General features: G+C 40.5%; 25 protein-coding genes. 8 read left to right on the forward strand and 17 right to left on the reverse strand.

Going from position 1 to position 24021, the window contains the following annotated elements; translation table 11 throughout:
• Nucleotides 1-215: 215 nt before the first annotated feature.
• The 3 genes from Q0H92_RS06435 to Q0H92_RS06445 all read right to left on the reverse strand — a co-directional run bounded on the left by Q0H92_RS06435 (nt 216) and on the right by Q0H92_RS06445 (nt 2306).
• On the reverse strand, nt 216-974 hold the full coding sequence (locus Q0H92_RS06435; RefSeq protein WP_296013071.1) for a DUF4469 domain-containing protein: 759 nt from the start codon (nt 972-974) through the stop codon (nt 216-218).
• 281 nt (nt 975-1255) lie between these two features.
• Complete coding sequence (locus Q0H92_RS06440) at nt 1256-1921, reverse strand: hypothetical protein (RefSeq protein WP_296013073.1); 666 nt, start codon at nt 1919-1921, stop codon at nt 1256-1258.
• Nucleotides 1902-2306 (reverse strand): helix-turn-helix transcriptional regulator, encoded by a 405-nt coding sequence (locus tag Q0H92_RS06445; RefSeq protein ID WP_296013075.1) that lies wholly within the window; start codon nt 2304-2306, stop codon nt 1902-1904. The genes Q0H92_RS06440 and Q0H92_RS06445 overlap by 20 nt, the downstream gene beginning before the upstream one ends.
• Nucleotides 2307-2531: 225 nt before the next feature.
• On the opposite strand from Q0H92_RS06445, the gene Q0H92_RS06450 reads away from it, so the two are divergent.
• Entirely contained in the window at nt 2532-3731 is a 1200-nt protein-coding gene (locus tag Q0H92_RS06450; protein ID WP_296013076.1) for a HipA domain-containing protein, read from the forward strand.
• Nucleotides 3732-4319: 588 nt separating this feature from the next.
• Here the strand turns inward: Q0H92_RS06450 and Q0H92_RS06455 are convergent.
• From Q0H92_RS06455 to Q0H92_RS06480, 6 genes are all read right to left on the reverse strand, one after another.
• Nucleotides 4320-5486, reverse strand: a complete 1167-nt coding sequence (locus Q0H92_RS06455) for a restriction endonuclease PLD domain-containing protein (protein WP_296013078.1) — start codon at nt 5484-5486, stop codon at nt 4320-4322.
• Nucleotides 5483-6772 carry a DNA (cytosine-5-)-methyltransferase gene (dcm, locus tag Q0H92_RS06460; protein ID WP_296013079.1) on the reverse strand — a complete coding sequence of 430 codons (1290 nt, stop codon included), beginning with the start codon at nt 6770-6772 and terminating at the stop codon, nt 5483-5485. The genes Q0H92_RS06455 and dcm overlap by 4 nt, the downstream gene beginning before the upstream one ends.
• Nucleotides 6773-6781: 9 nt before the next feature.
• On the reverse strand, nt 6782-7168 hold the full coding sequence (locus Q0H92_RS06465; protein WP_296013080.1) for a type II toxin-antitoxin system VapC family toxin: 387 nt from the start codon (nt 7166-7168) through the stop codon (nt 6782-6784).
• On the reverse strand, nt 7153-7371 hold the full coding sequence (locus Q0H92_RS06470; protein ID WP_296013081.1) for a hypothetical protein: 219 nt from the start codon (nt 7369-7371) through the stop codon (nt 7153-7155). The genes Q0H92_RS06465 and Q0H92_RS06470 overlap by 16 nt, the downstream gene beginning before the upstream one ends.
• 258 nt (nt 7372-7629) lie before the next feature.
• Complete coding sequence (locus Q0H92_RS06475) at nt 7630-8937, reverse strand: AAA family ATPase (protein ID WP_296013082.1); 1308 nt, start codon at nt 8935-8937, stop codon at nt 7630-7632.
• Between the two features lie 101 nt (nt 8938-9038).
• Nucleotides 9039-9290, reverse strand: coding sequence for a type II toxin-antitoxin system RelB/DinJ family antitoxin (locus Q0H92_RS06480; protein ID WP_296013084.1), 252 nt, complete (start codon nt 9288-9290; stop codon nt 9039-9041).
• Nucleotides 9291-9482: 192 nt separating this feature from the next.
• Between Q0H92_RS06480 and Q0H92_RS06485 the strand changes: the two genes are divergently transcribed.
• The 4 genes from Q0H92_RS06485 (at nt 9483) to Q0H92_RS06500 (ending at nt 14788) form a co-directional block, all read left to right on the forward strand.
• The gene (locus Q0H92_RS06485; RefSeq protein ID WP_296013086.1) at nt 9483-10787 is read left to right on the forward strand and encodes a hypothetical protein; all 1305 of its coding nucleotides are present in this window, start codon (nt 9483-9485) and stop codon (nt 10785-10787) included.
• 17 nt (nt 10788-10804) lie between these two features.
• A complete protein-coding gene (locus tag Q0H92_RS06490) occupies nt 10805-13258 on the forward strand; it encodes a DUF2357 domain-containing protein (RefSeq protein ID WP_296013088.1) in 2454 nt (817 codons plus the stop codon).
• A gap of 76 nt (nt 13259-13334) precedes the next feature.
• Entirely contained in the window at nt 13335-13802 is a 468-nt protein-coding gene (locus tag Q0H92_RS06495) for a (deoxy)nucleoside triphosphate pyrophosphohydrolase (RefSeq protein ID WP_296013090.1), read from the forward strand.
• A 287-nt stretch (nt 13803-14089) separates the two neighbouring features.
• Nucleotides 14090-14788, forward strand: coding sequence for an SIMPL domain-containing protein (locus Q0H92_RS06500; protein WP_296013092.1), 699 nt, complete (start codon nt 14090-14092; stop codon nt 14786-14788).
• Nucleotides 14789-14862: 74 nt separating this feature from the next.
• Here the strand turns inward: Q0H92_RS06500 and Q0H92_RS06505 are convergent, their stop codons facing one another.
• A complete protein-coding gene (locus tag Q0H92_RS06505) occupies nt 14863-15549 on the reverse strand; it encodes a DNA-3-methyladenine glycosylase I (RefSeq protein WP_296013094.1) in 687 nt (228 codons plus the stop codon).
• The gene (locus tag Q0H92_RS06510; RefSeq protein ID WP_296013095.1) at nt 15536-15901 is read right to left on the reverse strand and encodes an ArsC family transcriptional regulator; all 366 of its coding nucleotides are present in this window, start codon (nt 15899-15901) and stop codon (nt 15536-15538) included. Before Q0H92_RS06510 ends, Q0H92_RS06505 begins: the two co-directional genes overlap by 14 nt.
• An 87-nt stretch (nt 15902-15988) precedes the next feature.
• Between Q0H92_RS06510 and Q0H92_RS06515 the strand changes: the two genes are divergently transcribed.
• On the forward strand, nt 15989-16573 hold the full coding sequence (locus tag Q0H92_RS06515; RefSeq protein WP_296013097.1) for a TIGR01440 family protein: 585 nt from the start codon (nt 15989-15991) through the stop codon (nt 16571-16573).
• Nucleotides 16574-16938: 365 nt separating this feature from the next.
• Nucleotides 16939-17364: a hypothetical protein gene (locus Q0H92_RS06520; protein WP_296013099.1), complete on the forward strand. Its 426-nt coding sequence runs from the start codon at nt 16939-16941 to the stop codon at nt 17362-17364.
• A gap of 166 nt (nt 17365-17530) precedes the next feature.
• Here Q0H92_RS06520 and Q0H92_RS06525 read toward each other — a convergent pair whose 3' ends face one another.
• From Q0H92_RS06525 to Q0H92_RS06550, 6 genes are all read right to left on the reverse strand, one after another.
• The gene (locus tag Q0H92_RS06525) at nt 17531-18922 is read right to left on the reverse strand and encodes an MATE family efflux transporter (protein ID WP_296013101.1); all 1392 of its coding nucleotides are present in this window, start codon (nt 18920-18922) and stop codon (nt 17531-17533) included.
• A gap of 378 nt (nt 18923-19300) precedes the next feature.
• Nucleotides 19301-20659, reverse strand: a complete 1359-nt coding sequence (locus Q0H92_RS06530; RefSeq protein ID WP_296013102.1) for a HAMP domain-containing sensor histidine kinase — start codon at nt 20657-20659, stop codon at nt 19301-19303.
• A gap of 3 nt (nt 20660-20662) precedes the next feature.
• Complete coding sequence (locus tag Q0H92_RS06535) at nt 20663-21364, reverse strand: response regulator transcription factor (protein WP_296013104.1); 702 nt, start codon at nt 21362-21364, stop codon at nt 20663-20665.
• Between the two features lie 3 nt (nt 21365-21367).
• On the reverse strand, nt 21368-22318 hold the full coding sequence (locus Q0H92_RS06540; RefSeq protein ID WP_296013106.1) for a hypothetical protein: 951 nt from the start codon (nt 22316-22318) through the stop codon (nt 21368-21370).
• A 225-nt stretch (nt 22319-22543) separates the two neighbouring features.
• Entirely contained in the window at nt 22544-22801 is a 258-nt protein-coding gene (locus Q0H92_RS06545; RefSeq protein ID WP_296013109.1) for a hypothetical protein, read from the reverse strand.
• Between the two features lie 31 nt (nt 22802-22832).
• The gene (locus Q0H92_RS06550) at nt 22833-23399 is read right to left on the reverse strand and encodes a fasciclin domain-containing protein (protein ID WP_296013110.1); all 567 of its coding nucleotides are present in this window, start codon (nt 23397-23399) and stop codon (nt 22833-22835) included.
• A 308-nt stretch (nt 23400-23707) separates the two neighbouring features.
• Between Q0H92_RS06550 and Q0H92_RS06555 the strand changes: the two genes are divergently transcribed.
• Nucleotides 23708-23953, forward strand: coding sequence for a hypothetical protein (locus Q0H92_RS06555; protein ID WP_296013112.1), 246 nt, complete (start codon nt 23708-23710; stop codon nt 23951-23953).
• Nucleotides 23954-24021: the final 68 nt, after the last annotated feature.

The raw sequence follows: 24021 nt of genomic DNA on the forward strand, positions 1-24021 counted from the left end.
TGAAAAAAAAGTGTGTAAATTAAATTTAATGTCATTATTCCTGCAGCACAAGATTCCCGTGTCAAGCACGAGAATGACAGTTAAGTTAAATATTATTATAGCATCGTTTAGGAAAATTTTTCTATAAAATGTATGACGGCTAAAATTGAATCTTCCCAGTTCCAGCACAAATAATTATGACAGAACCGGGAAGATTTTAGTTTCTTACAGCACCGCTATTCTTTTATTTTTACAGTGTTGCTTACGGACTCTAAAAATTCCTTGCGGGTAACGCTTGCGGAAATATAGTTTGTTTTTATTACGATTCTGTAGCTTTTTGAAGAATCCAAAGTTTGCGGCACAAAGAAATTCAGTTCCGCAGGCTTGTTGCGGAATACTTTTGAATCGTCAACCCTTGTCCAGACGGAAGGTTCTTCAAGATTTTCGTCTGAGTCAACGGCCGCAAAGTAGATTCCGCTTTCTTCGCTTCCAAGCTTAAGGTTCGCTCCAGTTATTTTTGCCGGTTCGCCTAGCAAAAGAACATTCTCTTCTTCTGAGCTGATGTCTGCCACAGAATCAATTTCCGGGGACTTGTCGTTGTAGACAATTTTGTCAATGTTAAGATTCTGCAAAGAAGAATTTGTAAGCTTTGTAGGAGAAAATCTTACCTTGAACTTTCCGTTTTGTGGAACTTCAGTTTTTGACTTTGCAGAAACATTCATTGCAATATACATAGTTCCAAGATCAAGAATGTTCACGGCTTTTCCTTGTTCAAGAAACTTTAATATTTTCTTCTGCATAAGAATTGCGCAATACTGCAAAATGAACGGATCTATTCCTTTGTTTTCTTCCGCGATTTCTGAAAGAATGTTTCTAAAGCTTGCCTTGTTGCGCGTTACAGTAGCGTAATAAGTTCCATCTTTTCTTAATTTGTTTTCTTTTAATGTAATACTCACTAATGATGAGCTGTTTTCCAATGTGGAAATGTGTTCCATATATATCCTTCTTCAGCTTATGGCGTGAAGAGCCTTTTAAATTTTGCCATGCGGCAATGTTTTAGTCGGTAATTTTACTCATCTAGTTTTACCGGCACGCTGTTCTGGCTCTTGCAAAAAGACAGAATAAAAAGTAGGATATACAAAGTTATTTTTGAGTTAAGCATATCCTGACTTAATTCTGCAAAACTTGAATCTATTGGCGTAGGTTCAAGTTTTTTTTTGCAAGAGCATTGGCAATTCCGTTGTGCATCCGCTTCCTCCTATATTTCTTCTTCATTTTAGACTGCCTCCAGATAGCTCTGAGTTGCAGCAGGAATTTTTGAATTCTCTTCTTTTATCAAATCCAAGAACTGCTTTCCAACTTTTTTTATCAGAATGCAAAGAAGCGAAAGAACAGGCTTTAGCACATACTCGTCCAAAACCTCCTCCTGCGTTCTGCCCTTTGTAATTTCTTCCGGAGAGAACAAAAGCCGCATTATTAAATCAGTCTGGAATTCATGCTCCTGAATCTGCTCCACCTTGATTTTTGAAAGCTCCTTTTTGAATTCCGCGCACTCAAAGATTCTTATGAATCTTAAGATAATCGACTGGATACAGTGCACTACCTCATGCGCAATCGTAATCACATCGATATAGCTTCCATTCTGCGCGCCTTCATAGACATCGCTTCTGATGACAATCATGTTTTGAGCCGCATTATAAAAAGCCGCCACATCTTTTCCGTGCTTCCAGAAATCTTCAGGCTCAATCAGATAATTGAAAGTCCTGTCAAAACAGGGAATTATATTTTCCATTACAAAGAGCGGTTCGAACTTCTGGTTTGTGGTAGCCGTGCAAAGCAAGTGGCTCCAGAACGAAGCGATTTTAATCTCGTTTTCAGAAAGAACCAGAGTTTCTGAATACTCTACGTCTTTTAAATGTGTTTCATACTGCACCACTTCCATTTTTCTCTCCCGAAGATTCCGCCTGAAACTTTTCAAGCAACTCTTTCATAAGCCTGACCTGCTGTTCTGTAAGCTTTGAAAAATCCTTGGCAAACATTACAGCGGTTTCAAGATATTCGCTTGAATCTTTCTGCTCGCCAAGAGGAACATTCACACTGCCCTTTGACTGCGCCTGTGCTTCTTCAAGCTCCAGTTTTTCTGCCTCTGAAAGACCGTATTCCTTTGCAATTTTTTCAACAAAAGAGTCAGGAATCTCACGCAGACCATTTTCAATTGAAGAAAGGTAAGCCGAACTTACGTCAAGCCGCTTTGCCATGTCTCCAAGAATTTCCGAAGAATCAATTCTTCTTTTTCTCAAAATTTTTCCAAATGCCGTTACTCCCATAAATGTACCTCTCGTTTTAAGGCTTAAAAGAATCTTTTTTTTGATTCTTTATGTTTTAGCATCTAAGTAAAATATATATTAATTTTATAAATAAATCAAGTTATTTTTGAAATATTTTTCACAAATTTGTAAATATTGATTATTTTTTCCTCTATTTTTTCGCATGAAAAATAACTTGTAAACCAAGCCGTTTTTGCAATATATTGTAACTAATAAGGAAGAATAATGAACTACATTCTTTGCCACAAAGATATTCCGGTTTTAAGATTCTCAACCGAGGATGAGGAACTCTCCGAAGTCTCTGAAGTCATTTGCAAGGAGCATCTTCCTGTTGGAATATCGCCAGACAATGAAAAAGGAAAAACGCTGAAAAGCCAGTTCCGCTCATGGTGGAAAGGCCGCTCTATTCCTGCAAGCCGCCAGAATCTTGACACCGCCCTTGAGCAGCTCGGAAACATCACCACGGATTATCTCATAGAAAAAAGCTACGGTCTAAGCCTTTCTGACCACTACTGGGCAAAGCCTTTAGCAAGCAGCCTGTCCTGGAAAGATGTGAATTTCTTTCAGAACAGTTTTTCAGACGACGTAGGAAAAGCTCTCTTCGGCGTTCTGAATTCAGACAGCACGGACAAGCTGAACCTTGTTTCCCCGGACAACACATCCGACGGATGGCTCAAGAAAAAATGGATAATAAACAACGGAGAGAGGATTCTTCTAAAAGCCGGAAGCGCGCCGTATTATCAGGAGCCGTTCAATGAAGTTTTGACTTCCGAAATTTGTGGTAGGCTCGGAATAAAACACGTTGAATACAAAATCATAAAATCTGATGAAACTTTTTATTCATCATGCCCAGACTTTGTGTCGCCGCAGACAGAGCTTGTTCCAGCCTGGCACATTGTAAATACTTTAAAAAAAGACAACAATACTTCAAACTTCAACCATATGATAAACTGCTGCCAGGAACTGGGATTCAAAGACACAGAAAAACTAAAGCAGGAAATCTGCAATATGCTCACGGTTGACTTTATAATTGCCAACACCGACAGGCACTACAACAACTTCGGTTTTTTAAGGAATCCTGACACGCTTGAATGGCTTGGTCTTGCACCAGTGTTCGACAGCGGAACTTCATTTTTCCACAGAGAAAGCGTGTTCTCATTACGAAATCCATACTTGCGTGAATCTTTAAAAATAAAGGCAAAGCCGTTCGCTCCAAACCAGAAGGAACAGATGAAACGGATTCCATTCAAGGAATACTGTGCAGATTTGAACTTTGAGAAACTGTATGGAATTCCAGAATTCTTCGGAAAGCTCATATCAAAAAATCCGTACATCGAGCCGGAGCGCGCGGAAATTTTGTGCAGAACACTAGACTCAAGAATAAAAGAGACTGAAAGGCTTTTTGACAATCGGCAGGAAATCTAACTGAAAAAACATGACAAAACTATAGAACGATAGAAAACGCTTCATAAACTGCCAAACAAAAATTCAAGTCGATGACAAATTATAAATAGCCCAAATGTCGAGTTTTGATAAGAACAGTAATTTAAGTGTCATTCCCGTGCTACGACACTGCGATGTTTACGCAGTAAACTCGATCAGGAATCTGTTGGAAATTTTCAATAGATTATCAACCGAGTTTCTTTCAGAAACATCGCAGGGTCAAGCCCGATAATGACATAAAATTATAAAACTCGAAATTTAGGCTAAATATTCAAAAAAAAATTCTTACACTACAGACAAACTGTATAGCAAGCCCAGACAAACTGTAGTGCTTATACAACTTGTCTGGGGCGTAAGCACAATCAAACTGGGGCTCTTATACAGCCAAGCTGGGAAATATGTACAGACAGAATGGAAGGTGGGAATTTGGAATTATAGGGAGGTTAAGCCATTTTTCCTGTAAGGACTTCGTTTTTCAGGAAGGCGGAGGGATAAAGAAACAGACTTATTGGCTAAAGTCAAATTCCAATCTTCTGTAACTCTCCATGTCGTTTTAATAGGGAGAAAAAATCATTCATTCTCACTTCGTCTCCGGACATCTATTTTGAAATTTTCTGAATCGTTTTTTGTAATAATCACGCTGTCAAAGCCAAAGAGATTGAGTTTTTCCATTGTCAAAAGCTCGCCTTCTTTAAGGTGAAGAACATCCCGCAAAAGCCATTTTCCTAATTCTTTATTCGGATTTGACATAAGCGCTTTTCCGCCGTCCTGACAGATTTTTGCAGACATTGAAGAACCGTTTGGAAGATGAAGTGTAAATGGAGTATCACGCGGAGGGAAAAAAGCTGGAAAATCATGGTGAATAGAAAGAGGAATCGGGATATAAATCTCATTTGCATCCCGTGCTCTGCCGCCTGCGTTCCATTGGTTCAGACCAGATTTTAAAGGAACTTCTTTTAGTCTTTCTGAATAAAGCGGCAGATACACATAGTCAATTCCAAACCTTAATTGCTTTTTGAAGCTTGCGACTTGCTCGTGGATTACTTTATGAATATTGTAAATATCTGTGTATTTGCCTTCATAATCCTCTGTGTCAATAAGTTTCCGAAGAAGCTCATAAGGATCTTGGATAATAGAAACTGAAATTTCTTGTTTTTCTTTGGAATCTTCAGGAACTTCAAAATGCTTGAACAAAGTACTTTTTGAATAATTGAAATTATAGAACTCTTTTCCGTCATCAAATTGAAGCGATTTTTCTGTATCTTTTATTACATGAATTTTTTCTGTATTTAAAAGAGGATAGGAAGAGTTAAAAACTGTAAGGCCATTCTCAACCCGGCCGATAATGTGATAGCAGCCATCTGAAATGCCATAAAGCCGCTGGCCCAGCATCATTCTTTCATTGCGTGCGACTGCAAGCTGATAGGCTAAATCATATCCTTTATATTTTTTCAATTCTGAACTTATTGAATTAAATTCTGCGACCTTTTCTGTGCTTGCATTATTTGCCAAAGTAAAAGTTTTTATTCCGACTCCAAACGAGCCATTTTTTGCATCGTAAGCTGTATCTGAGCGCGAAAGATTTTCCGCTTTATAATACTTACAGAAAAGATTTTCAGTAACCCTGTAATGCAAGAATGGAATTGAGCTGTCGCTAAAAAGATTTGAAAGGCGCGCCATAAGTTCAAGCAAGGAAAAATACTCCTTATTTTGTTTCCATTCATCCATAAAATTCATCTCTCATTCTCCCTCACGAATTGAATTACATTTCTTGCTACGCGCTCTATCAAGGGCTCTGTCACGCTGTTTCCTGCCTGCTTATATTTCTTGCTTTGCGCAATTGTGTCCGGAAATCGGAATGGATTTTTTATATCAACTGGAAATCCTTGAAATCCAAGACATTCTTCAGGCGTTAATTTTCTGATTCCTTTTGAAGTCCGGACAATCGGAACATTGTGTCCGCCCTCGCCCATGTTTGCTGTCAACGTCGGGCAGACTCCGCTTTTATTCTCGCGGATATAAACTCTGCGCCACTGATAAACCGTGTTCGGGTTTACAATCACATCTTTCATTTTTTCGTAATAGAGATGGTTTTCTTTGTAAAAAAGATTTTCCGTTCCAATAGAATCATCTATCACATCATGAATATTTTTTGTCAAATTGATTTTTCTAGGAAAAGGAAATTCAAACTGTCCATTGCAAAAATATCTTTCAGGAACCTCAATTTGATTCGGGTCAAAGCCGACTATAAAAATTCGCTCGCGGTTCTGAGGAACATTTGCATATTCACACGGATTCATGATTTTTGAGTCAACGATATAACCAAGCCGATTTTTCAGAACGTCCATTATCTTTGCAAAAGTCCTCCCTTCGTCATGCGACTTCAAGTTTTTTACATTCTCAAGATAAAATGCCTTTGGACGATGTTTCTCTAAAATATCCGCAACATCAAAAAACAAAGTTCCGCGGACATCGGCAAATCCTTTTTGATAACCGGCAATTGAAAAAGCCTGGCATGGAAAACCAGCGCACAGCACGTCAAATTTTTGTGGAATCAAATCTTTCGTTTCCGGTTTTGTAATATCGCCGAACGGAACTTCTCCATAATTTTCAAAATAAGTCTGCTTTGCGGCGTCGTCCCATTCAGAGGAAAAAACACACTGACCGCCACAGGACTGCATCGCAAGCCGGAATCCGCCGATTCCAGCAAACAAATCAACAAAAGTAAACGATGGATTTTTTGGTGTACCAAACGGAACATCAAGTCTTGCATTGAAATCATCTGTTTCTGGAAACTTTGAAACATCAAGTCCGTTTTGCTCAAGAATTTTTCTGTATTTTTCACCAGCAATGGAATCTTGAAGCTGGATATAATGACTTAAAAGCGCGTAGTTTTCATCAAAACTTTTTTCGCCAATATATTTGTCTAAAAATGTGTAGTTGGCTTTTGATTTTTTCCGATGTGTATTCTGTCCCGAAAAAGGTTCGTTTTTTGGGACAGATGTGTTTTCTGTATCTGACATTTTTAATCCTTAAACCAATGTTAGATTTGGAATAAATTTAAAATCTGAAATATTCAAGGTTGAAAGTGGAAGTTCAAATTCAAGTGCTGTTGCTGCAATCAAAGCATCGGGAATTAGAAGTCCATGACTTTTCGCAAACTTTTCTATTAGATTCCTAGCTTTTACAGAAATAGCTTCTGTCAATTCTATTATTTCAAAATCAGCAAAAGCCTTTTTTATGGCTATAACTTCATTTTTATTTCTTGCTCCAATCATAAGTTCCATATAAGTTATAGCAGACATTCCAAGCCCTTTTGTCCTATCATTAGAAAGTCGTTTCCTTGCTTCTTCTTTTCCACGAAGGTAATCAATTAAAATACAAGTGTCGCATAGATACAGCATTATGTCCGGCTCCATGCTTTCTGACGGATATTTTCAATATTTATGTCGCTGTCTTTCCATAGACCAAAAACTTTATCAAAATTCTCAGAGGAAGATTTTGCTTTTTTGGAGCGATTAAATCCAATTGAATTCAGGAGTTTGTTTAATAACGAAATCCGATCGGAGTAAGAGAGCATTTCTATTTCGCTATACAGTCTTATTACATTTGAACTTTCCATAAAATGCCCCCATAAAAAGTCAATGAGGAAATATCAATTTCCGATTCGACTTTTTAAGTTGTTTCACAACGAAGTGAGAAACAACAGTTGATAATGAAGTTTGCAACGCAAACTTGTAAAGATAAAAACAGACGCCAGTTTCGGCTGTTTTTATCTTAGCCCCTTCATAAAATGATTAGTCTTAACCATAATATAGCGTTTTTTTTAGATTTTCAATTACATTTTTCTAGCAAATAGGGTTTGAGTTATCATTTCCACCTAAACCCACTCAAAATACCAGAATGCAAGGTAAAGCGGCACATTCACCATCTGTTCCTGCTCGCGGTAGTCTGACATGGAAAAACGGATTCCGGTTATTTCATTGTTTTCCTTTAGAATCGTGCTGAGTGATTTTGCCCTTAGATTTTCTTCAGCCTTTACTTCAACCGGAAAAACATTTTCTTTTTGAAATACGAAGTCAATCTCCAATGTGGAATTTTCATTTGAATAATAATAAAGAGGCAAAATATATGTCGAGCTCAATGCGGAAAAATATTGCTGCGCCACATACTGCTCTGTAAAAGCGCCTTTATATTCGGTCATCAGTTTTGTGCTGACAAGGATTTCTTTTGCAGGAACATCGGAAAGGGCGCCGAGCAAGCCTACATCATTAAAAAACAGCTTGAAAGCCGAAAAATCCTCATAGAACTTGACCGGAAGCTCGATTTTTTTCACACGCGGAACTTTGTGGACAAGACCTGCGTCAATCAGCCATTGAACCGCATTCTCAAATTCTTTTGCACGCGCTCCCTTTTTTAATGCGCCCCAGATGAATTTCTTGTTTTCCTTTGCGAGCTGGCTTGGAATTGAATTCCAGACCGCTGTGACTTTAGCCAGTTCCGCTGTAGGAATGTGCTTGGAAAAATCTTCCTCGTAGTCACGCAGAATATCTTTCTGAATCTGCCGGACCTCAATCAAATCCTGGTTTTCAACGTATTTTTGGACCACCAGCGGCATTCCGCCTGTAAAATAATATTGACGCAAAAGCTCAGTCAATTCAGTTTTTAGGGCAGAATATTCATTCCATTTATGCTCATCAAGATACTGGACAAGAATATCTTTGTTCATTGCAAGAAGAAATTCCTTGAATGAAAGCGGATAAAGCGTCAGATGGTCAACTTTTCCGACTGGAAAACCGGTTCCCTCATGCATTTTTACGCCAAGAAGTGAACCGGCTACCGCAACGTGATATTCATTTGCGTTTTCACAAAAATATTTAAGGCTGGTAATCGCCGCCGGAAGAACCTGAATTTCATCAAGGATTATAAGCGTTTTTTTTGGAAAAATATTCTGTCCGCATAGTGCAGAAAGAGAACGAATGATTCTTTGCGTGTCATAATCTGAAAACACATTTTTTGCGGATATTTCTGTCTCACAGTTTATGTATACAAAATTCTCATATTCATTTTTTGCAAATTCCTTCAAAAGCCAGGTTTTTCCAACTTGACGGGCACCTTCAAGAATAAGAGGATTTCGGCTGTTTGAATTTTTCCATTTAAGCAATTCTTTATACAGCAAACGCTTCATAAAATGATATTACACTTTTCTAGGGGAAAAGTTAAGGTATTTTTGCATTTTTCCAGGGGAATATTAAAAGAGTAATCACACTTTTCTAGGGGAAAGTGTGGTTATTCCTCAATAAGTTCGTGTTCTGTAAGTTTTCCTTCTTTTGCGTGCTGAATTGAAAGCTCAGGCCGTTTCTGGTTCTCCTCGCTGTAAAATGGATCTTCTGAAGAAATTTCAAACGGAATACGGTGCTCGCGGATTACTTTCTTTGCGAACAGATTGAACGCCCCGGAAATTGAAAGACCTACATCCTTGCAGAATTTTTCAAACTCCTTCTTTGTTGTGTTGTCCATTCTTACGCTTACATTCATCATAAAATCACCTCAAAATAAGTTGATATAAGTTGTTTATGCTTAAAATTTACACTTTTTATTCTGTTTGTCAAGTTTTTTTCATGTAAAAAGCAGTTCTGACTTGTCCCAAAAAACGAACCTTTTTCGGGACAGGAAACACCTCGGAAAAAATCAAAATACACAGCAGAGGAACTTGGCAACATACTTAAAGAGATGTATAAGAATGCAGATGAAAATTTCAAATCTGCCTCAATTCATATGTTCGGAATTGAATACGCACCATATATTATCGACAATGTTTCTCCAAATGAAATAATAAAAGTCGCTGGAATCAAAAATTCCTATTATGCAGAAATTACAAAAGGCATTAACATTTACAAATGTTTGATTTCAGGCAAATATGATTTACAATATTCTCAATTACAGAAAAATAAACCTACACAATCTGTTTTTTCTACAAACACAAATCGTTCCTTTTCTCTAGAATCTTTTCCTCAAAAAAACTCGCCTTATGCCGTTCGCTACATCACTTCCCTTCTTGCAAAACCTTTTGCAATTCTCGCAGGAAACAGCGGCACAGGAAAAACAAAAATCGCGCTTGATTTTGCTTCATGGTTTGAAAAGAAAACTGATTCTGGAATTACAAATTCTCTGATTATTCCAGTAGGTGCGGATTGGACTGACAACACAAAAATTCTCGGCTACTTCAATCCTCTTGCAAACAACGAAAACGGTGAATATGTAAAATCCGCTGTGCTGAATTTTATTGAGACCGCGAACGCCAACCCGCAAATTCCGTTTTTTCTGATTCTGGATGAAATGAATTTAAGCCATGTCGAGCGATATTTTTCCGACTTTTTGAGTGCGATGGAATCAAAAAAGCCGATTCCTTTGTATAAAAAAAACTCCGGTTGTGAATGTTCTATTGAAGAGTCAATATACTTGCCGGAAAACCTTTTTGTAACAGGAACTGTGAACATTGATGAAACAACTTATATGTTCAGCCCGAAAGTTTTAGACCGCGCGAATGTAATAGAATTTTCACCTGAAAAAGAAGATATTTTGAAATGCTTTTCTGAGAACATCTATATAAAAGATATTTCTCCTGCTCCAGGCGGAATGGCAGAAAGTTTTGTCGCGCTTGCAGAAAAAATCCGCAATTCAGAACAAGAGCCGAATGAAGAACTAAAGACAAACTGCAAAAATATCCTCGGCGAATTATACGACATTCTAAAACCATCAGGATTTGAATTCGCATACAGAACAGCAAAAGAAATCATGCTTTATTATTGTGCGGCAAAAAATCTTGATTCAGAAATCAGCACGATGAAAATTCTTGACGAGCAGATTGTGCAGAAGATTCTTCCGAAAATCCACGGAAACAAAAAGCAGATTGGAGAAATGCTTGCAAAACTCAAAGCGAAACTTTCCGAGCATGAAGAATTTATTTTAAGCCAAGCAAAAGTTCAATCCATGATAGAAAAACTTGAAAGATTCCAGTACACAAGCTTTATCTGATTTTCCGCCAAATCCTTATGAAAAATATTGCCGCTGTTTCCTGTAAAATTGATAAAACTCATTCTGCATGGATTTTTCCGTCGGATACAAACCTGAATGAAGTTGATTTTGCAGAAACGAAAGACAGATTTGATTTTTATATTTCACGCAAGCAATTAAGCAAAACTTTCTTTGAATACAAACAATCCGACCTTAATATCAATTCCCTGCGGCTAAAGGAAACTGTCCGCTACTGCTGCAAAATCGCTGGTTCAACAAAACTTTCAGAGATTGTCCCTCACATTACAAATGAATACAACAGGCTTATAAAACTGGAACGCGAAAATGACAGAATAATCTTTCAGTTCATAAATTATCTTGGCAAATCTTACATTTATTTTGAAAACAACAAGTCAAAAAAAATTGATTTTGAAGTTGTGCCGGATAAAATCAACTATGAGGAAGATTATATTCAGCTTACAAAAGCCATTGCCAATGAATGTTCCGCCCTGCTGCTTGACTATTCAAGCCCGACCTCACTCACATTCTCGCAGGACTCAAGCAGAAAATCAAGTATTCTGGAGCAGTTCATTTTTCTCCGCACATTCTGCTATTCAGACAATCTTGAAAGTCTTTTTGCCTCAATAAAAAGAAACCCGGACAGAATTCTTGCAAAGGAAGAAGAAATGAAACCTTTTGGAAGCGGAATCCCGTCAAACAAATTTTATTCTTCTCCTTTTGCAAACAGCAGGTGCTGGACAAAGACAAAATCAGGAAATTATGTTCCATCAGAAATTTCAGTTTCCAGAAAATACGACAGTTTTGACACTTCCGCAAATCGGTTCATAAAATTCGCGTTACTCACTTTTTCAGAAATATGCGGCAAAGTTCTTGAAAAAGTTGAATTTGACAACAGCGGGAAAGAACTGAAATTAGAAGCGCAAAAAATTATCAGCACAATCGATGAAATCTTGTGCGATTCATTTTTTGATGACATAAATGAACTTGATTTTTTTCCTGCGAACAATCAGATTCTTGAAAAACGCGAAGGCTACAGTCAGATTTTTAACGCTTTTTCAATGATGGATTTGGCTTTGCAACTTTCATGGAAAGGAAAAGATGACATCTATTTAGGGGAATCCAAAAATACCGCCCTGCTATATGAATACTGGCTGTTTTTTGAGCTAAGAAAAATTCTGCGTGAACTTTCCGGAAAAGAAAAAAATACGGAAGAATTAGAACCCTTCCGCCAGTTTGTAAACGACACTAACGGACTCACAATCTCACTACAGCAAGGAAACACTTCTGTTCAAACTTTTTTATTCGAAAAACAGAATCTTACAGTGAATCTTTATTACAACAGAACATTTTTGCCGACACAATTCAGCACATCAGTTTATTGGGGCTCATATTCCCGCCCATTCAGACCTGATTACACAATCGCAGTTTTTCCGAATAAATATAAGAAAGAAAACGATGCTATAAAAGAAGGAGATGTTTCGTACATTCATTTTGATGCAAAATACAGAATTCAGGATTTAACTCAATTTATAAATTCTGATAAAAAAATGCCAGATACAGAAAATTTTGAATCTGACATCTCCAAAATTTCAGAAAAAGAAAGCGAAGAACTTGCTCAGGAAAAAAATGACTCTGTGGTAAACACGTACAAACGCGGCGACTTGCTAAAAATGCACACATACAATGACGCAATCCGCCGGACAGTTGGAAGCTATGTTCTTTATCCGGGCAACAACAGCAAAGAGAATAAAAATGAGCAAACTTCTGTTTATGATGAAATTCTTCCTGGAGTCGGGGCATTCGCCATTCGCCCAGGAAATAAAAACGCAGGTCAAAAAGCACTCAAGGAATTCATTTCCGCAATTCTAGAATTCAAGGCAAAAGAATCAAGCCGACAATACAGAAAAGAATATTTTGAAAACATAGTGATTCGCTCTCCGTCCGAAGAAAAAGCCGCAGTTATTTCAAAGCAGCAAAAGAGTGAATATCAGATGATTGGTTTTATCAGGAATGAGTATCTGAATTTTCTAAAAGCAAATGGCTTTATTCCGAATTCTCTTGATGATTTTATGAGCGGAAAAAATTTTTGTTTCTACTTTTATTTTTATGCAATCAAAAACGGAAAAGTCTATACACTTCATAAAGAAACAAATAAGGCAAAATATTTAAGACTTACAACAACCGATATAAGAAATTGCAAAACAGAACTTGGATTTGTTTTTAACCATTTAGAACCATGGGAAGCAGAAATTGAAAGCATTGAGCTTGTTTCAAAAGATGTGCTTGCAAAGAAACTTTCACTCTTGTATAGAAAAGATTTTTCTCCGGCAAATGGATTCCACGCAGATTACTATTATCTGGCAAAAGCAAAAATAACAAGATATTTTGAATCTGGAATTACAGCTGTTTGCGCAGAAGAAAACGATGACATAAGCGTTTATTCACCTAAGATTATAGAAAGGATTCTGTAAAAAAACGCGCTGAAAGAAATCTGATAAAACTCAACAACTCCTGTAAAATTATCCTAAAAAGTTATATTTTATAAGTATGAATAACGAAACAGAACATCTCAAGTCAACAACTCAAAAAACTTCACAAAACAAAACTTCCCCACTCAAACAAATCCACGTTTCCGCGGCGGTAATTCTCCGAAACACGAGCGAGGGCGAAAAGCAGATTTTTGCGACACAGCGCGGATACGGCGAATGGAAGGACTGGTGGGAATTTCCGGGCGGAAAGATTGAGGCAGGCGAAAGCGCGGAACAGGCGGTTGTGCGCGAAATCCGCGAGGAGCTTGCGACGGAAATCAGGGCGGAACGAAAACTCTGCACGGCTGAATACGACTACCCTGCCTTTCACTTGAAAATGGAATGTTTTTTGTGCTCGGTTGTTTCCGGGAATCTGACACTTTTGGAGCACGAGAACGCGGTCTGGCTTTCCGCGGAAAAACTTGAAAGCGTAAAATGGCTTCCAGCGGACGTGGAAGTTTTAGGCAAAGTGAAAGAACTTTTGTAGGCGGATGCGGTAGCGCTGGAAGCCCCGAAGTTCTTGGGTGATTGAGCCTGTCGAAATTACCCAAGAATGAGCGGTTAGCGAAGGGCGGACATAGCGACGGCAAGTGCCGAAGGTGCTTGCCGGACCGCCATGAATATTCTGTAAAACCAAAAAGAGAACTGCTGAAACTTTTTGCACGCAAAGTTGTTTAGCAAATGTAATCTTAAAAAATTTTATATTCGCAGTTTTATGCTGATTTTTTATATTCAATTTATTATATTTAAAGCATAAAATATTCGGAGGAAAAAATGAAAGAACTAAAGGCATTTATTCTGGCTGTATCGGTTTCGCTTGTTGTTTCGGCGGCGATTGTTTCCGTGGGACTTTCAAAAATCGCAAGACCTGACAGGACTGTTACGGTGCGCGGACTTGCAGAAAAAGAAGTCGATGCTGACCTTGCTCTTTGGCCGCTCACATTCACGCTTGGAGCAAACAGCCTTCCGCAGCTTCAGAAGGACATTCTGGCAAAAACTCAGACTGTAAAGGAATATCTTGCAAGCCACGGACTTTCCGAAGAAGACTACACGGTTCAGTCGCCAAGCATAACTGACAACACTGTCAATCCGTACATGGATCAGAATAAAATTCTTTACACTTACATTGCGCAGACCGTAGTTCTTGTTCGCTCCTCAAAAGTTGCTGAAGTAAAAAAAGCGCAGGACGATTCCCTTGACCTGATGAGCAGCGGAATCGCAGTTTCAAAAGACTACAACAGCAAGATTTCTTTTGAATTTACAAAACTGAATGACATAAAGCCGAAGATGATTGCCGAAGCGACAAAAAATGCGCGCACAGCAGCAGAACAATTTGCGCATGACTCCGGAAGCAAAGTCGGAAAAATCAAAAAAGCAACCCAGGGATTTTTCAGCATAGAGAACGCCGCCGAAGACCTTCAGGAAAAAAAGACAATCCGCGTTGTAACTACAGTCGAATATCTTTTAAAATAAAATTGCCCGAGCATATCAGGCAACAACAAACAAAATCCGCCGCGGAAAAAACAGACTGTGGCGGATTATTTTTTTCAATCCCTGAACAAAAAGCATTCTTCCCCATGCGAAAAAATTACGCCGATTGCCTGCAAGAATGAATAGACAATTGTGCTTCCCATGAATTTCATTCCGCGTTTTTTTAGTTCTGCGGAGATTGAGTCTGAAAGACCGTTCGTCGCCTTGCCTGTCTCGTGAATTATTTTTATTCCGGAAAAATCGGATTTGTTCTTAGAATTTTCCTCAATGATTTCGATTTTTGTATTCTTCTTTTCTGCCACGGAGTCATTGCATAAATATTCGTCCAAAAACTTTTTTATGAAACTAAAGAAACTTCCGTATTCAAGGCAAATCGTCCTGAAAATTCTTGCGTTTGAAATGCTCGACTTTATTTTTAGCCGGTTTCTTATGATTTTTGGATTTGCCAAAAGTTCAGCGATTTTTTCCTCGCCGTAGCCACAGACTTTTTCAAGGTCGAATCCGTCGTAGGCAGAACGGAAATCTTCACGCTTGTTCAAGACACATTCCCATGAAAGCCCCGCCTGAAAACTTTCGAGCGTCAGCATTTCAAAAAGATATTTGTCGTCCGTGCTTTTTTCGCTGAAACTTCCCCATTCATTGTCGTGGTAGTCAATATATTTCGGATTTTTAAGGTTGCACCAATTGCATCGCGGAAGATTTTTGTCAAAAAGATTTTTTGAATCTGACTCAGATGATGTCATTTCCAGTTTTCCCAGATTTTTGGTTCAAGTCCGCAGGTCGCAGCATTTTTCCGTTACGGCAAACCGGAAGTTTCATCAAAAGCTGGTTTTCAAAAAGTTTTTCTTCCTTGTTAGCGTCATCAAGATATGCGAACGAAGCGTAGTCTTTTGATTTTTTGTCCGCCAAAAGCTCGACCGCATCCGCACGTGAGCCAGCCGCGCGCGAAAGTGAATCCACAACGCTTTCAAATTCGCCCCGGCTCATAGCTTTTTCCTTTAAATCAACAAACTGAAAAGGAATCCGCCGCTCCTTGAACCACATCTGCGCCTTTTTTGTGTCAAAATTCCTTGTCGTCCCAAAAATCTGAATCATGCGGAGATTATAGCAGAAATCTGGCGGAAGTTATAGAACACGCAACTTGTTTCTAAAGCCGCAAAATTTCGCTATAATCTTTTTATTATGAATACGAACGAAAATAAAAATGCAACTCTTTCTGAAATTTCACGCCAGACGGAAAAGATAATCGCTGAGCTGCTCGATTCCCATCCGCAGAAAGCCGGCTCGGTTTTTGTAATCGGCTGCTCGACGAGCGAAGTTGCGGGCGGCTCAATCGGAAAGGACTCGAGCGCGGAAATCGGAAAAGCGATTTTTGAGACTGCAAACAGAATTTTGTCTGAAAAAGGAATTTTTCTTGCGTGCCAGTGCTGTGAGCATTTAAACCGCGCGCTTGTTGTTGAGTGCGAGTGCGCAGAAAAATACGGACTTGACGAGGTGAGCGTTGTTCCGTGGATTCACGGAGGCGGCTCGTTTGCGACTGCGGCTTACTACGGATTCAAGGAGCCGGTCGTCGTTGAGCATATAAAGGCGGCGGCTGGAATCGACATTGGAAGCACGCTGATTGGAATGCACTTGAAAGAAGTCGCGGTTCCAGTCCACCCGGAGCAGAAATTCGTCGGCAAGGCTTACGTTACGGCGGCTTACTCACGGCCGAAACTCATTGGTGGCGCGCGGGCAAGATACACAGCGGAAAAGCAAGAACCGTAACGTTTTGAAAAATTACTTGCTGGCAAAGAACGTTACGATAACGCAAGCAGAAATCGTGTGCGGACAGCAAACGTTAAAATAACGCTAGCTGAAATTGCTTGCGGTCAAGGAAAATCAAAATAACGTTTGAAGAAATTATGTCATGTCGGGGAACATTACTATAACGTTTAGAGAAATCATCTGCGGTCGGTCAGCGTTAAAATAACGCTTCGAGAAATTACATAAAATCAGCAAACGTTATTTTAATGCCCATAGAAGTTTCGGCCGACTTATTTCTTCGAATTTTCCTTAATTGACAATTTCCATAAAAAGTAGTTTTATATAAAAAGACTTTATAAAATAACATAATGTTTTTAGGAGTTATTATGTATTTATCAAAAAAATCGAAAGTTGTACTAGTTGCGCTCATGGTTTCAGCTTCATCTTGCTTCGCCCAGAAATGGAAAAGCCTTGTAAATGGAATTGAAGGCAGAGTCGGCGGAAAAAACAATTCACAGACAACAGAACAAACTCAGGCAATCGAACAAACAGAAACAAACAATGCCAAGAAAAATACTGCAAAACTTTCAAACAATCCTCAAGTTCAGAAAAAAGCCGCTTATCTTACAAAAGCCGAAGTCGCGCTAAACTCAAAAGATTACAATACTGCCGCAGAAAACTACAACAAAGCTGTAAAAACAAAGCTTCCGTCGAACGTTGACAAATCTGACGCCGACATACTTAACACTTGGACAAAAGAAATCTATGCAAGGCTTCAATATAACAATATCAAAAGTTTTACAAACAGATAACTTTTAACAGAACCCGGTTTTCACAATGTGAAGCCGGGATTTTTTTTTGCGTTCCCTGCCTTGCGGCAGGTCGGGCTTTCCGCACTTCGCTATCCGCTCATCCTTGCGCTACGCTACAGGACTGCTCCACAGGTGCTACAATCCCTAACGCATTAAGCATTAATCATTACAAATTGCATTCCATCTTCCCCATTTCCGCGCGCAGAAAAATCACAGCAACCACGAACGAAACTGCATCGCTTATGAGCGCGCTCCAGAGCATTGTCACAATATTTTTGCTCACGGTGGCAAGAATAATTGAAGCCGGAACAAAAACTATCACGTCTCGGAGCAAAGCGAGAAGCGTTGATTTTCCGCTTTTTCCGATTGACTGCAAGATTATCGCCGAGGACTTTATGAAGCATGTCATTATGATTCCGCTCAAAAAGATTCTTACGCAAAGCCGCGCATATTCAATATATTCAGGCGGGTTGCCTTTTCCGAAAATTGAAATCACCAAATCCGGAAGGAATTCAAAAATCAGGAAAACCACAGCGCCGATTGCAAGCACAAGACGAAGAATTACACGGGCAGTTTCCTTTACGCGCGCAAAGTTTCCGGCTCCCATATTGAATCCGATAATCGGCTGGCCGCCCAAGCTGATTCCAATCACAACGGAAATAACAATTCCGAAAACTTTCATAACGATTCCAACGACCGCAAGCGGAATCACAGAGCCGAAAGCCTCGCCGGTGCTTGCGAAAGTTCCGTAGCCGTATTTTGAAAGAAGATTGTTGTTCACGGCGATTACTATCACGATTGAAAGCTGAACAATAAGAGACGCCATTCCAATCATTGAAATTCGGGCAAGCAAAATAAAATCAGGCTTAAGACATTTAAGGCTGAGGCGGAAATTCTTTGAGCGGAAAATGTAAAAAATGCTCATCGCAAAAGTCAAAATCTGCCCGATTACAGTCGCAATCGCAGCACCTTTCACGCCCATTCCAAAGACGAAAATAAAAACCGGATCAAGAATAATGTTCGAAACCGCGCCAACAAGAGTGCAAGTCATCGCGAATTTCGGCGAGCCGTCCGCACGGATTGCGCCGTTCAATCCCTGGCCAATCATATAGAAAGGAAGCCCCATGCAGATCACCGTAAAATACTCGTTCGCAAAATCGTAGCAGAGCTTTTCACTTGGATTCGCGCCGAAAACCGCAAGAATCTGGTTCTTGAACAAAAATCCAAAAGCGCAAAGCAAAACCGAAAGAATAACCAGAAACGAAAATCCAGTTCCAACGCACTTGTCCGCCTTTTCCCTGTTCTTCTCGCCGAGCGAAAGGCTGAACATCGCCGCCGAGCCGTCTCCCACAAGAAGCGAAAGTCCCAAAGCCAGAACTGTAAAGGGATAGACGATATTGGTCGCCGCGTTTCCGAATGCGCCCGCACTGCTCCACCCGATAAAAATCTGGTCAACAATATTGTACAAAGCCGCAACCAGCATGCTGATTACACACGGAACGGCGAAATGCCGCACAAGCCGCCCGATTTTCTCGCTCCCCAAATCATAATTTTTCATAATTCACCTCAAGAAAAAAAACACAATCCATTAAACAAAAAAAGCAGCCTAAAAACGCGCCCGAACTGGACTTACGCTTTTGGCTGCTCGTTAGATTGCATTTGAATTTTTAATTTCGCCTATCCTAGCAGATTTTTTGATTTTGTGTAAGCGATGAGAAGAAAATAAAATTTTTGCATGAGCCCAAAATACGCTGAGAAGCTCGTAAAAGTTTTCGAACGAGTTAAAAGTGCGTTGGGCGGCTCACAAAATTTTCCGAACGACCAAAAAATGCGTTGGGCAACTCGTAAATTTTTCCGAACGAGCCAAAAGTACGCTGGGCAGGCCGTGAAAGTTTTCGAACGAGTTAAAAGTGCGTTTGGCCATTGCGTAAAAACCCTACACCGCCACCGAAAAGCACACACAATTCTCGCCTTTTTCAGTTTTTGTGTTCTGCACTTCGATTTTTCCGCCGTGGAGGCTTGCGATTGCCTGCGCGATTGAAAGTCCAAGCCCAGAGCCTGCCGTGCTTCTTGAGCGGTCGCCGCGGTAAAGCCGGTCGAAAACGTGGGGAATGTCTTCCTCACTGATTGCGCCTGTGTTAAGCACGGAGATTTTCGCGCGTTTTTCAGCCTGTTCTTCAATTTCAAGCGTAACCTCGCCGCCGTCCGCCGTGTACTGGAACGCGTTCTGCAGAAGATTCGAGACGCACCGCATAAGAAGAAGCGGGTCTGCCTTAAAGTCAAAGTCTTTTGCGCAATTTTTTTCCACGCTGAATTTTATGTTCTTCTTTTTTGCAAGGAGCGCAAACCGGGATGAGACATCGTCTGCAAATTTCCATGCGTTCACGTCCGCAGGCGAAATTTTCATTTCCGGGGACTCAAAGCGGCTCAAGTCCTGAAGATTCCACACGAGTTTTTCAATCAGCGTAAGCTCGGAGTAAAGGGCGGAAAAACGCTCTGCCGTAGCCTCAAGAACTCCGTCGTTCATTCCCTCAACCTGCATTTTCACCGCCGTAAGCGGAGTGCGCAAATCGTGCGAGATGTCCTGCATCCACTGCCTGCGCAAAGTCTCCTCGTGCAAAAGCCGTGCCTTCAGCTTTTTGACCGAATCCAGAATCCTGTCGAACTCGTTCACGCCAAGAGCCGCCATGTCCTTTTTCATCAAGTCCGGGGAAGAGATGTAGTCTGCAAGAGAGCGCGCCTTTTTTGAGAGCATCGTCGAAATCAGAACGGAAAGAGCAATCGTGATTGAAACTGCAAGAGCGATTCCTGCAAAAAGCCCTTTTTCCATTGTGGAGACAAAAATTCTGTTCGCCTTGTACGCCAGAAACCCGACGTTGTCCGCGCAAAGATAGCCTATTGTCTCGCCGCCGTCCTTTATCTGGACAGGAGAATTGAGCGATAGGAAAGTTGAAAGCGAGCCGACCGATTTTTCAACTTCGTCCTGAGTGCTGACCTTTCCTTTTTCAAGAAGAAGAACGGGCTTTTTGTTCCTGTCAAAAATGTAGATGTAAAGAGAATCCGTTGTGTAAGGCATTACGGCTTTTTCAAGCTCGGAAGCGGAAAGGCTTCCCGTAAGCCTGTACGTTTTTGAGATTGCCGGAAGAATCAGAGAGACAAAGTCGTCCCTTTTGTCCGCGTTCCAGTCGTTTATCGAGCGGCTCACCGACACCGTAAAAATTACGGACATCGCGGCGATTACGGCAAAAGAGGCGGCGATAAATCCTGTAAGAATCCGTGCAAAAATCGACTTCATTTTCTATTTTTTGGAATCCGCCTTTATTCCGCTGAACCTGTAGCCGAAGCCCCTTACGGTTGAAATCCACTGCTGCCCGATTTTTGAGCGCAAGTTCGCCATGTGTGTGTCTATCGTTCTCTCCGAGCCTTCAAAAAAATAGTTCAGGCATTCGCCCAAAAGCTGCTCACGCGAGACAACCTGCCCCGCGTTCGACGCAAGATACAAGAGGATTTTCCATTCTGTTGAAGTAAGCTCCGCAGCGTTTCCGTCAACGCTCACGCTGTGCTTCGCCTCGTCAATAATAACGGTCGAGTTTCCGCTCTTCCATTCGCCCGAAGCAGTGCTTTTTCCGCTGTCTGTTTTTCCGCTTCTTCTTAAAAGCGCGTGAACACGAAGAACAAGCTCCTTTGCCGAGAAAGGCTTGCATATGTAGTCGTCCGCGCCAAGTTCGAATCCTAAAATTCTGTCGGACTCGGAATCCTTTGCGGTCAAAAAAATAAGCGGAATGTCGCTTGTCGCCCTTATTTCCTTTGCGAGCGCGAATCCGCTTCCGTCAGGGAGCATAACGTCAAGAATCGCAAGGTCGGCCGTCTCCCTTTTTACCGCGTCCAGAACGCCCGAAACTCCGCCGAATTCAAGCGTCTTGTAGCCGTCAAGCTTCAGGTAGCCAGAAACAGCATCGCGAATCAGAGAGTTGTCCTCAACAATTATCACGCAGGCCATTTTTCAGTTTTCCTTTTTTTCAGATGAAGATGAAGCAGAAGCCGCAGAAGAAGATGATGATGAAACTGGCGCATTGTACACAAAATTCCGCATTATGATTCCAGACGGATTTTTTTCAAGCACAATGTTTCCTTTCCAGTCGTAGAAGAATTCTTTTTCAGAGACAGTTTTTCCTTCCGCATTTTTAAGAACCGAGCGAATCATATTTCCAGCGGAAAAAGTCCGTGTCTCCTCAGTCTTCAGGCTTCCGTCCGCGCCGAGCGTTTTTATTGAAGAAGCCTTTCCGTTTGAATACGAGTAGTTCACGCTCTCGTAAAATCCGCTTGCGTCATAGTTTTTTTCCTGCGCCAAAGTTGAGTCCGCATTGTAGATATATTCAACACGCTTGAAAAGTTTTCCGTCAGCATAGAACGAAGAATAATCTTTTACGCGTCCATCCTCGGTGTAGATGTATTTTTCAGTAAAGTTCAATGTGCCTGCCGCGGAATAAGTCTTGCATTCAGAAAGCCGGGATTTTTCGTTGTAGAAATATTCCGCGCGCCACTCTATCTCGCCGCTTCCTGAATAAGAAGTCTCGCTTGCAAGAAGCCCCTTTTCGCCGTAGCCGTAGGAATAACGCCACTTCACGTTTTTTGACGAGTCAAGCCCGGTGATTTCTGAAATCTTTCCGTCATCAAGAAATTTCCGCCCGACAACAGTTTTTTCAGAGCCGTCATCGTTGAACTGTGTTTCCTTTGAAATCCGCCCGTCCGCAAATTCAAGAACACTGTATTTTTTTAGCGTGTCTGGAGAAGTTCCTCGATATTCTGTGACGGAAAAAGGCGAGCCGCTGAATTTAGGAGAGGTAGCCAATGTGTTTTTTGAAACTGAAACCGTGTTCTGCGGAAAAACTTCCGCGCCTACAAAAAAAAGAACGGAAACAAATATTAAACAAAAAAGACGGGATGATTTCATTTTAATCCTCAAGTACGTGATTTTCTTCTATTATATATAAATGCAAAATACGATTTCAAGATACAAAAGCGGTTATAAATCTATTAAAAGTTAAAAACAAAAACCAAACTGAAAAACATTTGCACAAACTAAACACACAATTCGTTTTTCAGTTTGATTTCTGCTGGCGAAAGTTGATTTTTTAATAATTCAAAAAATCGACTTTCTGCCAATTTTAGCAAATTTTTACTCTGCAACTGGAGCAGAAGCATCGCTAGCTTCTGGAGCTTCGCTTTGAACAGAACTTGTGTTTTCATTTTCCACAGAGCTAGAATCTTCTTGCAAATGAGCTTCTGATGTTGTCGCACTGTCTAACTGTTCTTGAACAGCAGGTGTAGTTTCTTGTACAGAAGAGGCTTCTTTTTTAGTTCCCACACAAGAGAACATCATTGCGGCAAATCCAACCATTGATACAGCGATAAAAGTTTTTGTTGTTGTTTTCATATTTTCCTCCAGATTATTCCAAATCGATTTTTTATTTTGCAAGAACTAAAGAAGCTTCTTCGCTAAAGTTGTTTGCAAGGCGAAGAACTGAAACCTTGTCGTCCGAGCTGTCTGCAAGACTTGCAACTTCAACATTGTTTATAAGAATAGCAGAATCCTTTACTTCAACAGGAAGTGTTTTTCCCGAAAGAGTCTGAACAGAACTCTTTGTCTCAAGGTTTTCCTTTGTAAGCTTTTCAGGAACTATATAGTCAGAAATATTCTGGACAATTTTTTCTGTATCGGCAATTGCGTCAATTGGAGCAAGAACTGTAACGCCAGAATCAGAATCAACATCCTTTACTTTGTCTGAAGAATTTTTAAGAATATTGGCGAATACTTTTATTCCATCAACTTCCTCAATCGACTTTGAGATTTCCTGAGCGGAAAGAGTCTTGTCATCCGCGTTTTCTGAAACAGACTCCTGATTTGCGCTTGCCTCAACGTTCGCATTTGTGCTAAGCTCGCCGAGTGCCGATGAAGAAGGATTGAATTCCTGCGCAAAAACCGCAGCCGCAACCAATGCCGATACACCCAAAGTTAAAACTGTCTTTTTCATAAAATTACCCTTGCCAAAAATCAGACGGATTTTCTGACGGACTTTGACGCACAAGCATCTATTCCGTTCCCCTCTCTGCTTTTGACACTGCCATAGTAGAATTCGTGTTTCAAGATTTTCTCTCGGAATTGTCAAGATTGTGTGAAGATTTTGAAGAAATGGAAAAATAAAAAAAGCAGCCTCCGTCACAAGACAGAAGCTGCCTGAAAAATCGAATCCGTGTGAGCAAACTCCTCAACACGCAACCAATCCCACCACAAAAATAACTTAGGGCATGGAAGCCCGAAGTTCCAAAATGCGGGTTGAGCGTGTCGAAACCACATTTTGGAATGAGCGTGAGCGAAGGCTGGAACGCCAGACGGCGGCGGGTGGAATGTAACGAAGTGAAATGCAACCGCCGCCGGAAGCTCTGCAAACCTAACGGTTTGCTACCGAGTTTTCTTACGAAAACTCGCACAACAATCGGAACATCGCACAGATTCTTTGTGCTCCATGCAGCACAATTCATAACACGCAACCACTACGACTGGACACTCAAAAAACTTGAATTTTAAAGCAGCCTTGCGCGAGCGTTCCACACACAGCGGAACGAGCTTTCCATACACCATGGAACGGACGTTCC

This window comes from uncultured Treponema sp., assembly GCF_934725225.1.
Lineage (GTDB): Bacteria > Spirochaetota > Spirochaetia > Treponematales > Treponemataceae > Treponema_D.